The sequence below is a fragment of the Qipengyuania flavescens genome (genome assembly GCF_029688735.1).
Taxonomy (GTDB): Bacteria; Pseudomonadota; Alphaproteobacteria; order Sphingomonadales; family Sphingomonadaceae; genus Qipengyuania.
On the sequence record NZ_JARULD010000002.1, the window covers coordinates 699272 to 711975 of the forward strand.

Sequence of the window (12704 nt, forward strand, 5' to 3'; positions counted from 1 at the left end):
TATGCCTAAAGTCACCGTAGACGGACAGGAACTCGAAGTTCCGGACGGCGCTACCGTCCTGCAGGCGTGCGAGCTTGCGGGGAAGGAAATCCCGCGCTTCTGTTATCATGAGCGGCTGAGCATTGCCGGCAACTGCCGCATGTGTCTGGTCGAAGTGAAGCCCGGCCCGCCCAAGCCGCAGGCGAGCTGTGCGCTCCCCGCTACCGACGGCCAGGAAATCCGCACCGACACCGAAATGGTCAAGACCGCGCGCGAAGGGGTGATGGAGTTCCTGCTCATCAATCACCCGCTCGACTGTCCGATCTGCGACCAGGGCGGCGAATGCGACCTGCAGGACCAGTCGATGACCTATGGTCGCGGCGCTACGCGCTACCACGAGAACAAGCGCGCGGTGACCGAGAAGTACATGGGCCCGCTGATCAAGACGGTCATGACCCGCTGCATACACTGTACCCGCTGCGTTCGCTTCTCCGAAGAGATTGCCGGAGTGGACGAAATCGGCGCGCTCTATCGCGGTGAGGACATGCAGATCACCACCTATCTTGAGCAGGCGGCCGAGCACGAGCTGTCGGCCAATGTGATCGACCTGTGCCCGGTCGGGGCGCTCACCAGCCGGCCGTACGCCTTTGAGGCGCGGCCGTGGGAGTTGAAGAAAACGCTCAGCATCGACGTGTCCGACGCAGTCGGCTCCAATATCCGCCTCGACAGTAGGGGCCGCGAAGTCATGCGCGCGCTCCCTCGCGTAAACGACGATGTCAACGAGGAGTGGATTTCGGACAAGGCCCGCTACCAGGTCGATGGCCTGATGCGCCGCCGTCTCGACAAGCCTTATATCCGCAAAGGTGGCAAGCTGCAGGCGGCGACCTGGGACGAGGCCTTCACGGCGATCGCCAAGGTCAAGCCGGGCAAGAACATCGCGGCCATCGCGGGCGATATGCTCGACTGCGAAACCATGTTCGCGGCCAAGGCGCTGCTGAAGGCCTGCGGTTCGACGCTGGTCGAGGGCCGCCAGACGGGGATGGATTACGACACCTCGAACCTCGCGGCGGTCAATTTCAACTCGACCTTCGCCGGGATCGAAAACGCCGACGCGATCCTGATTGTCGGCAGCCACGTCCGCTGGGAAGCGCCGCTGGTGAATGTCCGTATCCGCAAGGCGGTGAAGCGCGGCGCGAAAGTATTCGTGGTCGGCCCCTGGTGGGATACGACCTATCCTGCCGAATTCCTCGGCGAGGATCTTGCCGTACTTAACAAGCTGCCCAAGGTGCTCGGCGATGCGCTTAAGAATGCCGAAAGCCCTGCGATTATCGTCGGCGGCGCGGGCCTGAAGGGCGCGCATGGCAAGGCGCTGGCGCTGGCCGAGAAGTTCGGCGCGGCGTTCAATGTCCTTCATTTCAGCGCCGCGCGCATGGGCGGGCTGATGCTCGGCTTCGCGCAGTCCGGCGGCATGGCGGATATCGTGAAGGCCAAGCCCAAGGTCGTCCTGAGCCTCGGTGCGGACGAGATGAATTTCGAGCCGTTTGCCGATGCTCTCAAGGTCTATATCGGCCATCACGGCGACAAGGGCGCGCATGCGGCGGACGTGATTTTGCCCGCGGCAAGCTATGCCGAGAAGGACGGGACCTACGTCAACACCGAGGGCCGCGTGCAATTTGCCGAGAAGGCCGTCTTCGCCCCGGGCGACGCGCGCGAAGACTGGACGATCCTGCGGGCGCTGGCCGATGCATTGAAGGTGGAGGTAGGCTTCGACAGTTTTGCCGAACTGCAGGCTGCGATGATCGCAGAAGTGCCCGCGCTGGGCGAAGAAGGCCTCGCCAATTACGGCGCGCTGCCCAAGGCGGATGCCAAGGTGAAGGCGGAAGGGACGATCAGTGCTTATCCCATCAAGGATTTTTACCTCACCAACCCGATCGCCCGCGCCAGCGAGGTGATGCAGCGCTGCTCGGCGGAATTGCTCCACGGCGAAGATTTGGCGGAGGCCGCGGAATGACCGAATTCTTCCAATCCCTCGGCATGAATTACGAATTCGCGTGGTTCACCGCGACGATCGCCGGTGTCCTTCTGATCGCGCTTCCACTCATGCTGGCAGTCGCCATGATCATCTACGTCGACCGCAAGGTCTGGGCGGCGATCAACTTGCGCCGCGGACCCAATGTGGTCGGCCCCTTCGGCCTGCTGCAAAGCTTTGCCGACGGGCTGAAGGTCTTCCTGCAGGAAACCATCATTCCGAGCGCGGCAAACAAGGGCATCTTTATCCTCGCGCCGATCGTGACCTTTACCGTCGCGTTGGCGGCCTGGGCGGTGATTCCGTTCGACGCAGGCGTGGTGCTCGCCAACATCAATGTCGGCTTGCTCTACATCCTCGCGATCAGTTCCTTATCCGTTTACGGCGTCGTGATGAGCGGTTGGGCGAGTAACTCCAAATATCCGTTCTTCTCGGCCATGCGCGCCGCGGCACAGATGATCTCCTACGAAGTCTCGATCGGCTTCATCCTGGTCTGCATCGTGCTGTTCGCCGGAACCTTCAACCTGACGGGTATCGTGCTGGGGCAGGAGGCTTTCGGGCTCGGCCTGATCAACGCCTATGTCGTCCATCCGCTGATTTTCCCGATCTGGGTGATGTTCTTCATCTCCTGCCTGGCGGAAACGCAGCGTGTGCCGTTCGACCTGACCGAGGCCGAAAGCGAACTCGTCGCCGGGTACCAGACCGAATATTCGTCGATGAGCTTCGCGCTCTTCTGGCTGGGCGAATATGCGAACATCCTGTTGATGTGCTCGCTGAACACGCTGCTGTTCTTCGGCGGATGGCTGCCGCCTTTGAATATCGACCTGATCCCGTGGTTCGACATTCCGGGGATCATCTGGTTCCTGCTCAAGACGTTCTTCTTCTTCTTCATGTTCAGCTGGGTCATGGCGACCGTTCCGCGCTATCGTTACGACCAGCTGATGCGGCTTGGCTGGAAGGTCTTCCTCCCGCTCAGCCTGTTCTTCATCGTCGTAATTTCGGGCTATCTGATGGCAACCGGTCACTTCGGAGGCGCGGCATGAGCACGATCGCGCATCTCGTAAAGTCGTTCACCCTGTGGGAAATCGTGAAGGCGCACGCCCTCACGCTGAAATATTTCTTCAAGCCCAAGGTGACGATCAACTACCCGTTCGAGAAGAACCCGATCAGCCCGCGTTTCCGCGGCGAACACGCGCTGCGCCGCTATCCCAACGGGGAAGAGCGCTGCATCGCCTGCAAGCTGTGCGAAGCGATCTGCCCGGCGCAGGCGATCACGATCGAGAGCGAGCCCCGCGAGGACGGCAGCCGCCGCACCACGCGCTACGACATCGACATGACGAAGTGCATCTATTGCGGCTTCTGCCAGGAAGCCTGCCCGGTGGATGCCGTGGTCGAGGGCCCGAACTTCGAATATGCGACGGAAACCCGCGAGGAGTTGCTTTACGACAAGGCCAAGCTGCTCGCGAATGGTGACAAGTGGGAGCGGGCGATTGCCGCAAACCTTGAAGCCGACGCGCCCTATCGCTAACCGCCGCGCCAACGAGAAACGGGGCTCATGATTCAGACCATCGCCTTTTACCTGTTCGCCGTCCTGGTGATCGCCAGCGCCGTCATGGTCATCATGTCGCGCAACCCGGTGCATTCGGTCCTCTGGCTGATCCTCGCCTTCTTCAATGCGGCGGGGCTGATGGTGCTGGTGGGCGCGGAGTTCATCGCGATGCTGCTGGTCATCGTCTATGTGGGCGCGGTCGCGGTGCTGTTCCTGTTCGTCGTCATGATGTTGGACATCGACTTTGCGGAACTGCGCGCAGGCTTCATCAAGAATTTCCCGCTCGGTATCGCCATCGCGGCCATATTGCTGGCGGAGCTGGTACTGGGCATCGGCGCCTATCGCGTCGGCGCGATCGAGCTGGGCACGCCGGACGGTACGTCGGCCCCGCTGCTCGACCGCTCGAACATCGAGAGCATCGGCGCGCTGCTTTACCGCGACTACATTTTCCTGTTCGAAGCGGCCGGCATCATCCTGCTGGTGGCCATGGTCGGCGCGATCGTCCTGACCCATCGCAAGGGGCCGGCGGATGCGCGCGGCCAGCAGGATATTGCCAAGCAGAACCGCCGCCGCCCGGAAGAGGCGACTGTGATGAAGCAGCCGGGCATCGGCAAGGGGGTCGAGTTGTGATCGGCATCGAACATTACATTGTTGTCAGCGCGATCCTGTTCGTGCTGGGCGTGCTGGGCATCTTCCTCAACCGGAAGAACATCATCGTCATCCTGATGGCGATCGAGCTCATCCTGCTCGCGGTGAACATCAACCTCGTCGCCTTTTCCGCCTTCCTCGGCGATCTGGTCGGGCAGGTGTTCGCCATGTTCGTCCTGACCGTCGCGGCGGGCGAGGCGGCCATCGGGCTCGCCATCCTCGTCATCTACTTCCGTGGTCGCGGCACGATCGCCGTCGACGACGTCGACCGGTTGAAGGGGTAAGCACCGGTGCATCCCATCCTGTTCATCGTCTTCCTGCCCCTGCTGGCAGCGATCGTCGGCGGCTTCATCAACAAGTCTGCGCCGAGCGTTGTTACCAAGTCGATCACGACCGGTGCGCTGTTCATCAGTTGCGCGCTCAGCTGGCCGGTTTTCATCGGCTTCTGGCTGGGCGACAGCACGGCCACCGTCGTGCCGGTGCTGCAATGGATGCAATCAGGCGATCTCGCCTTCGACTGGGCCCTGCGCGTCGATACGCTGACCGCGGTAATGCTGGTGGTCATCACCACCGTATCGGCGCTCGTCCACCTCTATAGCTGGGGCTATATGGAAGAAGACCCGGACCAGCCGCGGTTCTTCGCCTACCTCTCGCTGTTCACCTTCGCCATGCTGATGCTGGTGACGGCCGACAACCTCGTCCAGATGTTCTTCGGATGGGAAGGGGTGGGCCTCGCCAGCTACCTGCTCATCGGCTTCTGGTTCAAGAAGCCCAGCGCCAACGCCGCCGCGATCAAGGCTTTCGTCGTCAACCGCGTCGGCGACCTCGGCTTCATGCTCGGCATTTTCGGCACTTTCTTGGTGTTCGGCACGGTCTCGATCCCCGAGATCCTCGAGGCTGCACCTTCGATGAGCGGCGCGACGATCGGCTTCCTCGGCTACCGCGTGGCGACGATGGACGTGCTCTGCATCCTCCTGTTCATCGGCGCGATGGGCAAGTCGGCACAGCTCGGCCTGCACACCTGGCTGCCAGATGCGATGGAAGGCCCGACGCCGGTTTCCGCGCTGATCCACGCCGCCACCATGGTGACCGCGGGGGTGTTCATGGTCTGCCGCCTGTCGCCCATGTTCGAGACCGCGCCCGTCGCGCTTGGCATGGTGACCTTCATCGGCGCCGCCACCTGCATCTTCGCCGCCACCGTCGGCACGACGCAGTGGGACATCAAGCGCGTGATCGCCTATTCGACCTGCTCGCAGCTCGGCTACATGTTCTTCGCTGCTGGCGTGGGCGCCTATGGCGCCGCGATGTTCCACCTGTTCACGCACGCCTTCTTCAAGGCACTACTCTTCCTCGGCGCAGGCTCGGTCATCCATGCGATGCATCACGAGCAGGACATGCGCTATTATGGCGCGCTGCGTAAGGAAATCCCGCTGACCTTCTGGGCCATGATGGCGGGTACGCTCGCAATCACCGGTGTCGGCGTGCTCTACGTGTTCGGGTTCGCCGGGTTCTATTCCAAGGACGCCATTCTTGAAGCCGCCTTCGCCCGCGGTACGGAAATGAGCATGTTCGCCTTCTGGATGGGCGCCATCGCGGCCCTTCTGACCAGCTTCTACAGCTGGCGCCTGATGTTCCTGACCTTCTGGGGCAAGCCGCGCTGGGCCGATAGCGAGCATATCCAGCATGCCGTCCACCACGGCCATGACGAGCCGGAAGATCACAATCCCGCCGCGCAGGAAGATGCCGGCCACAATGTGACGCACGCCGTGCCCTCGCCAAACTACGACGCGGGAACGGGCGGCTACCACCCGCATGAGAGCCCGCTCAGCATGCTGATCCCGCTCGGCATCCTCTCGATCGGTGCAGTGTTTGCCGGCTTCGTGTTCAAGGACGCCTTCATCGACGGCGCGGACTTCTGGGACGGCTCGATCTACTTCAACGAGAACCTGATCCACGCGCTGCACAATGTGCCTTACTGGGTGAAGCTGACGGCGACCTTCGTCATGCTGATCGGCCTCGCCGTCGCTTGGCTGGCCTATATCAAGGACACGACGATCCCGGCCAAGGGTGCCGAACAGCTCGGCCCGATCTACCGGTTCTTCTACAACAAGTGGTATTTCGACGAGCTCTACCACTACCTCTTCATCGTCCCTGCCTTCTGGCTCGGACGCCAGTTCTGGAAACTCGGCGATATCGGCACTATCGACCGCTTCGGCCCCAATGGCGTGGCCTGGGTGGTCGAGAAAGGCTCGGTCGGCGCGAAGAAGTTCCAGACCGGATATCTCTATAGCTATGCGCTGGTGATGCTCCTCGGGCTCGTCGCCGCTGTCACCTGGGTGCTGTTCTGATGGAATTCCCCATCCTCTCGCTGATGCTCGCGGTGCCGCTCGTCGCCGCCATCGCCTGTCTGTTCCTCGGTGCGCACAGCGCCCGCATGGTGGCGCTGTTCGCAACACTGTTCGACCTCGCGCTCGGCGTGCTGCTATGGCTCAATTTCGATATCGGCGGCGCGCAGTGGCAGTTCGTGGAGCGCGCGGAAATTTTCGCCGGCTTCAGCTACGCGCTGGGGATCGACGGCATCGCCCTCATGCTCATCATGCTCAGCGTCTTCCTCATGCCGATCTGCATCCTCGCCAGTTGGGACGCGATCACCAAGCGCGTGGGCGAATACATGGCGGCCTTCCTGCTGATGGAAGTGCTGATGATCGGCGTGTTCGCCGCGCAGGACATGTTTCTGTTCTATATCTTCTTCGAAGCCGGCCTCATCCCGATGTACCTCATCATCGGCGTGTGGGGCGGGGACAACCGCATTTACGCGAGCTACAAGTTCTTCCTCTACACGCTGCTCGGCTCGGTGCTGATGCTGATCGCGATGATGTGGATGGTGAACGAAGCGGGCACTACCGACATCCCGACGCTGCTCAATTACGACTTCAGCCCGCAGGCGCAGACCTGGCTGTGGCTGGCCTTCTTCGCGAGCTTTGCGGTGAAGATGCCGATGTGGCCGGTCCATACCTGGCTGCCCGACGCGCACGTCCAGGCGCCGACCGCAGGGTCCGTGATCCTGGCAGGCGTGTTGCTGAAGCTCGGTGGGTATGGCTTCATCCGCTTCAGCCTGCCGATGTTCCCCGAAGCGAGCGCCCAGTTCGCATGGCTGGTCTTCGCACTGTCGATGGTCGCGGTGATCTACACCTCGCTCGTCGCGCTGGTGCAGCACGACATGAAAAAGCTGATCGCCTATTCCTCGGTCGCGCACATGGCGATCGTTACGGCGGGCCTGTTTGCCTTCAACGTGCAGGGTATCGAGGGCGCGATGATGGTCATGCTTGGCCACGGCCTCGTATCCGGCGCGCTGTTCCTGTGCGTCGGCGTGATCTACGACCGGCTGCATACGCGCGAGATCGACCGCTATGGCGGGCTCAGCATCAACATGCCGAAATATGCATTGTTCTTCCTGCTGTTCACGATGGCCAGCATCGGCCTGCCGGGGACCAGCAACTTTGTCGGCGAGTTCCTGGCGCTGGCCGGCCTCTACAAAGTCTCGACCTTGGTCACGCTGGTCTGCACCACAGGCATCATCCTCGGTGCTGCTTACATGCTCTACCTATACCGCCGCGTGGCGTTCGGAGAGCAGCGCAATGCCGATGCGGCACGCATGCCCGATCTCAACGCACGCGAGTGGCTGATGCTCGCACCCATTGCAGCGGCGACGTTGTGGATGGGCGTCTATCCGGAAAGTTTTCTCGCCCCGATGCGTCAGGACATCGCCGCACTCGAGGTCCGCATGGCGCGCGCTGCGCCGGAGGGCGACAGCCAACTCCGCGTCGGCGAGCCGATGGAGCGCAACGCCAATTTTGTCGCAGCCGCACATGATGCGGAGGGAGCGCACTGATGAACCTCGCCAGTTCCCTCTATTTCACCGGCGCCGAGGTCGGGCTTTCGATCGTCGGCCTCGTGCTGCTGCTCGTATCGGCCTGGGGCGGTCCGCGCTCGGCACGCCTGGTCACGATCCTCGCCGTATCGGCGCTGGTTGGTGCAACGCTTTTCAGCGGACACCTGTTCGACCTTGCCGTTAGGGAGACAGCCGGCCGCGCCTTTGGCGATCTCTACCGCGCCGACACGTTCGGTAGCTTCGCGAAGATCCTCATCTATCTCGCGACGATTGCTGTCCTGATGGTTACGCCGCGCTTCTTCGACCAGCGCGGGGCTTATCGCCCGGAATATCCGGTGCTGATGCTGTTCAATGCCGTCGGCATGGGCATGATGGTTTCCGCCACCGATCTGATGACGCTTTACATCGGCCTCGAGATGTCGAGCCTTGCCAGCTATGTGCTTGCCAGCTTCCTGCGTAACGACACGCGCTCGGCGGAAGCGGGGCTCAAATATTTTGTCCTCGGCGCGCTCGCATCGGGCATCATCCTGTACGGCGTCAGCCTCGTCTACGGCTTCACCGGTAGCACCAATTACGAAGGTATTCGTGCTGCTTTCGCTATCGAGTTTTCGACCGGCGCATTGTTCGGCGTCGTCTTCGTGCTTGCAGGACTTGCCTTCAAGGTCAGCGCCGTGCCGTTCCACATGTGGACGCCAGACGTCTATGAAGGCGCGCCGACGCCGGTCACTGCCTTCTTCGCGACCGCGCCCAAGGTGGCGGCCATGGCCATGCTCGTCCGCATGGCGATGGAACCGTTCGCAGGCGAAGTGGACGCGTGGCGTCAGATCGTCATCTTTGCCGCGCTCGCGTCCATCGTAGTCGGCGCGCTGGGCGCAATCGGACAGCAGAACCTGAAGCGTCTGCTCGCGTACTCCTCGATCAACAATGTCGGTTTCATCCTCATCGGTCTCGCTGCGGCGACACCCGCTGGCGTGGCCGGCGTCATGACCTATCTGGCGATCTACGTCGCGATGACGGTCGGCAGCTTCACCGCGCTGCTGATGCTCCGCGATCCGATGGGGCAGAATCTCGAAACCTTCGACGACATCGCCGGGCTCTCCACCAATCGGCCCGCGCTCGCGTGGTGCCTGCTGGCGCTCATGTTCAGCCTCGCGGGCATACCGCCGCTGTTCGGCTTCTGGGGGAAGTTCGTGGTCTTCCAGGCAGCCGTGCAGGCCGATCTGGTTGCACTGGCCGCGATCGGCATCGCCGCCAGCGTCATCGGCGCGTTCTACTACATCAAGTTCGTCAAGGTGATGTTCTTCGACGATGCCACGCGCGAAGTGGAAACCGAAAGCCCGATCGGCCACTGGATCGTTCTGGGCCTCAGCGTCGCGATTATCTCGCCGCTCGGCTATTTCCTGACCATCCCGCTCGGCGAATGGAGTGCGGCTGCTGCGGCGAGCTTTGCCGCCGCGATGTGATCCGCGTCGTCGCCGAAACAGGCTCGACCAATAGCGATCTGGCGGAGCAGCTTCGCCGCGGGGAGGCAGTGCACGAAGGGCACTGGCTCGTCGCCGACCGGCAGGTCGCCGGACGCGGTCGCCAGGGCCGGACGTGGTTCGACGGATCGGGCAACTTCATGGGCTCGACGATCGTGCGTCCGCACCCCCGCGATCCGCAACCCGCCAGTCTAGCCCTGATGACCGGACTTGCCCTCTACGAGGCGGTCGCTCTTCTGTTGTCGCCGCCGCAAGTCCCGATGCTCAAGTGGCCCAACGACCTCATGCTCGGCTCTGCCAAGCTCGCCGGAATCTTGTTGGAGAGGGAGGGAGAAGCCATCGTAGTGGGCGTCGGGGTGAATCTCGCCGCTGCGCCCGATCTCCCGGATCGCGAGACGGTTGCCCTGAGCGCGCTCGGCCCGGCGCCCGATCGCGACCATTTCGCCCAGGCGCTCGCTGCGTCGTTCGATCGCGAGCTCGAGCGCTGGCGGACATATGGCCTCGAACCACTCGTGCGACGCTGGCAAGAAGCTGCCCATCCTGTCGGCACCCAGCTCACCGTCCACCCACCCCGCGAGGAACCGATCACGGCGGAATTCGCTGGATTGACAGCCGAGGGCGCGCTTTCGCTGCGCTTGGCGGATGGCGCGCGGCGTGTCATCCATGCTGGCGACGTGATGCTCGCCAAACAGGAGGGATGAGCCATGCTGCTCGCTGCCGATGTCGGTAACACCAATGTGGTCTTCGCCCTTTTCGACGGGCGAACGATCAAGGCGCGCTGGCGCATTGCCACCGATCCGCGGCGCACCGGCGACGAATACGCCGTCTGGCTGCTCCAGCTCGCTAAGCTTCAGGGCTTCGACAAGAGCGATATCGAGCAGGTTATAATCGGATCGGTCGTGCCCCGGGCGATCCACAACCTCACCGTCCTGTCGGAGAAATATCTCGGCATCACGCCCCTTGTCGCAGGACAGGGCGACGCCGACTGGGGCTTCGAGCTGGATATCGAGCAGCCGAGTTCGCTCGGCGCCGACCGCGCGCTCAACACGCTGGCAGCGCATGAGAAATACGAAGGTGACCTGATCGTGATAGATTTCGGCACCGCAACCACCTTCGATGCGGTCGATTTCACCGGCGCCTACAAGGGCGGGATCATCGCGCCCGGCATCAACCTGTCGCTCGATGCGTTGGTCGGCAACACGGCCAAACTGCCGCGCATCGCGATCGAGAAGCCGAAGAGCGATAGCGTCATCGGTCGCAACACCGAGGACCAGATGCTGATCGGCGTGTTCTGGGGCTACGTCTCGCTTATCGAAGGATTGATCTCGCGCATGAAGAAGGAAGTCGGGCGTCCGGCCAAGGTGGTCGCCACCGGCGGGCTCGCCATCCTGTTCGACGAGCATACCGACCTGTTCGACGTGGTCGATGCGGACCTCACCCTGGAAGGGCTGGCCCTGCTGGCGGAGCGTGCTGCGTGAAAAAAGACTTTACTCCTGAAGACGAACTCCTCTTCCTCGCCCTCGGCGGGTCGGGCGAGATCGGCATGAACGTCAATCTCTATGGCTGTCAGGGTCGCTGGCTGATGGTCGATCTGGGCATGACCTTTTCGGGCGACCAGTATCCCGGTGTCGATCTCGTATTCGCCGATCTCGAATTCATCGAGGATCGCGTGGAGCAACTCGAAGCCATCGTGATCACCCATGCGCATGAGGACCACATCGGCGCAGTCCCATACTTCGCTGCCGATCTCGGCGTGCCGATTTATGCGACTCCTTTCACGGCGGAACTGGTGCGACGCAAGCTGCAGGAAGCGGGCATCGAGAACGAGATTGAACTCAACATCATCGAGGACGATCACGGCAGTTTTACCGTCGGGCCTTTCGAGGTCACCTACATTCCGCTCGCCCATTCGATCGCGGAGGGCAACGCGCTGTTGATCGAGACCCCGCACGGCCGCATTTTTCACACCGGCGACTGGAAGCTGGACGAGGATCCGATCATCGGCCAGCCGACCACCGAGGAAGAGCTGACCGAAATCGGCAACGAGGGCGTGCTGGCGCTGGTGTGCGACAGCACCAATGTCTTCAATCCCGCGCCGAGCGGGTCCGAAGGAGCGGTCTACAAAGGTCTCCTCGAAGAAGTCCAGCGCCACAACGGCAAGCGCGTGCTGGTGACGACCTTCGCCAGCAATGTCGCCCGGCTCCAGACCCTCGGCGATGTCGCGCGCGAAACGGACCGGCAGGTCTGCGTGGCCGGGCGCTCGCTCGACCGGATCATCGAGGTGTCCCAGGCGAATGGCTATCTCACCGATTTCCCCGATCCGGTCGATTTCGACACGGCGATGGGCCTGCCGCGCGGTGATTTGCTGATCCTCGCAACCGGAGGGCAAGGCGAACCGCGCGCGGCGCTGGCCCGGATCGCCGACGAAAACCACCCGCTCGAACTCGTGCGCGGTGACGTGGTGCTGTTCTCGAGCCGCCAGATTCCGGGCAACGAGATCAGCATCGGCGCGGTGCAGAATAAGCTGGCCGCGCGCGGCATCACCATGGTGACCGACCGGCAGAGCATGATTCACGTGTCCGGCCATCCCGGCCGCCCCGAGCTCGAGGCGCTGTATGGCTGGATCCGCCCGGACGTCCTCGTGCCGGTTCACGGCGAGATGCGGCATATGCAGGAGCAGGCGCGGCTCGGCGCGGCAAACGCGATTCCTTCGAACGTCGTGCAGCAAAACGGCGATATCGTCCGCCTCGCGCCCGGCGCTCCGGGTAAGATCGCCGAAGTGAGGGCAGGGCGGCTCGTACTCGATGGCGACATCATCGCGCCCGCGGATGGCGAGGCGATCACCATGCGCCGCCGGCTTATGCGCGAGGGCGTGGTAATCGTCGCGCTCGACGGCGACCTCAATCCCCGGCTCGACAGCCTCGGCCTGCCGCTGGACGAGGACTATCCCGATTTCGTGGAGGAAGCTCAGGCCGACATCGTGGCGGCAATCGGCAAGCTGAAGGGTAATGCGCGCAAGGACCCGGCGCTGGTGCACGAAGCGGCTCGGCTCGCGGCCCGGCGTGCCGCACAGCGCTGGTCGGGCAAGCGCCCGCAAGTGCGCGTCATTCTGCCGAACCTGTGAACTGA

The 12704-nt window shown here is 62.8% G+C and carries 11 protein-coding genes; all 11 read left to right on the top strand.

The window, feature by feature from the left end:
* Position 1 precedes the first annotated feature (1 nt).
* Genes nuoG through P8R33_RS08720 form a run of 11 tightly spaced genes read left to right on the top strand, consistent with a single transcriptional unit; the run spans position 2 to position 12699 of the window.
* Positions 2–1990, top strand: a complete 1989-nt coding sequence (nuoG, locus tag P8R33_RS08670) for an NADH-quinone oxidoreductase subunit NuoG (protein WP_278328577.1) — start codon at positions 2–4, stop codon at positions 1988–1990.
* On the top strand, positions 1987–3048 hold the full coding sequence (gene nuoH, locus P8R33_RS08675; protein WP_278328578.1) for an NADH-quinone oxidoreductase subunit NuoH: 1062 nt from the start codon (positions 1987–1989) through the stop codon (positions 3046–3048). Before nuoG ends, nuoH begins: the two co-directional genes overlap by 4 nt.
* Positions 3045–3533, top strand: coding sequence for an NADH-quinone oxidoreductase subunit NuoI (gene nuoI, locus P8R33_RS08680; RefSeq protein WP_278328579.1), 489 nt, complete (start codon positions 3045–3047; stop codon positions 3531–3533). Before nuoH ends, nuoI begins: the two co-directional genes overlap by 4 nt.
* Before the next feature lie 27 nt (positions 3534–3560).
* Positions 3561–4184 carry an NADH-quinone oxidoreductase subunit J gene (locus P8R33_RS08685; RefSeq protein WP_278328580.1) on the top strand — a complete coding sequence of 208 codons (624 nt, stop codon included), beginning with the start codon at positions 3561–3563 and terminating at the stop codon, positions 4182–4184.
* On the top strand, positions 4181–4486 hold the full coding sequence (gene nuoK, locus P8R33_RS08690; protein ID WP_278322681.1) for an NADH-quinone oxidoreductase subunit NuoK: 306 nt from the start codon (positions 4181–4183) through the stop codon (positions 4484–4486). Before P8R33_RS08685 ends, nuoK begins: the two co-directional genes overlap by 4 nt.
* A gap of 6 nt (positions 4487–4492) precedes the next feature.
* On the top strand, positions 4493–6550 hold the full coding sequence (gene nuoL, locus P8R33_RS08695) for an NADH-quinone oxidoreductase subunit L (RefSeq protein WP_278328581.1): 2058 nt from the start codon (positions 4493–4495) through the stop codon (positions 6548–6550).
* Positions 6550–8094 carry an NADH-quinone oxidoreductase subunit M gene (locus P8R33_RS08700; protein WP_278328582.1) on the top strand — a complete coding sequence of 515 codons (1545 nt, stop codon included), beginning with the start codon at positions 6550–6552 and terminating at the stop codon, positions 8092–8094. The genes nuoL and P8R33_RS08700 overlap by 1 nt, the downstream gene beginning before the upstream one ends.
* On the top strand, positions 8094–9557 hold the full coding sequence (gene nuoN, locus P8R33_RS08705; RefSeq protein ID WP_278328583.1) for an NADH-quinone oxidoreductase subunit NuoN: 1464 nt from the start codon (positions 8094–8096) through the stop codon (positions 9555–9557). Before P8R33_RS08700 ends, nuoN begins: the two co-directional genes overlap by 1 nt.
* The gene (locus tag P8R33_RS08710; protein ID WP_278328584.1) at positions 9554–10276 is read left to right on the top strand and encodes a biotin--[acetyl-CoA-carboxylase] ligase; all 723 of its coding nucleotides are present in this window, start codon (positions 9554–9556) and stop codon (positions 10274–10276) included. The genes nuoN and P8R33_RS08710 overlap by 4 nt, the downstream gene beginning before the upstream one ends.
* A 3-nt stretch (positions 10277–10279) precedes the next feature.
* Positions 10280–11053, top strand: coding sequence for a type III pantothenate kinase (locus tag P8R33_RS08715; RefSeq protein WP_278328585.1), 774 nt, complete (start codon positions 10280–10282; stop codon positions 11051–11053).
* Entirely contained in the window at positions 11050–12699 is a 1650-nt protein-coding gene (locus tag P8R33_RS08720; RefSeq protein ID WP_278328586.1) for a ribonuclease J, read from the top strand. The genes P8R33_RS08715 and P8R33_RS08720 overlap by 4 nt, the downstream gene beginning before the upstream one ends.
* Positions 12700–12704 lie beyond the last annotated feature (5 nt).

Coding starts and splice junctions, on each gene's coding strand:
- nuoG (WP_278328577.1), top strand. CDS start 2: ATGCCTAAAGTCACCGTAGACGGACAGGAACTCGAAGTTCCGGACGGC.
- nuoH (WP_278328578.1), top strand. CDS start 1,987: ATGACCGAATTCTTCCAATCCCTCGGCATGAATTACGAATTCGCGTGG.
- nuoI (WP_278328579.1), top strand. CDS start 3,045: ATGAGCACGATCGCGCATCTCGTAAAGTCGTTCACCCTGTGGGAAATC.
- P8R33_RS08685 (WP_278328580.1), top strand. CDS start 3,561: ATGATTCAGACCATCGCCTTTTACCTGTTCGCCGTCCTGGTGATCGCC.
- P8R33_RS08700 (WP_278328582.1), top strand. CDS start 6,550: ATGGAATTCCCCATCCTCTCGCTGATGCTCGCGGTGCCGCTCGTCGCC.
- nuoN (WP_278328583.1), top strand. CDS start 8,094: ATGAACCTCGCCAGTTCCCTCTATTTCACCGGCGCCGAGGTCGGGCTT.
- P8R33_RS08715 (WP_278328585.1), top strand. CDS start 10,280: ATGCTGCTCGCTGCCGATGTCGGTAACACCAATGTGGTCTTCGCCCTT.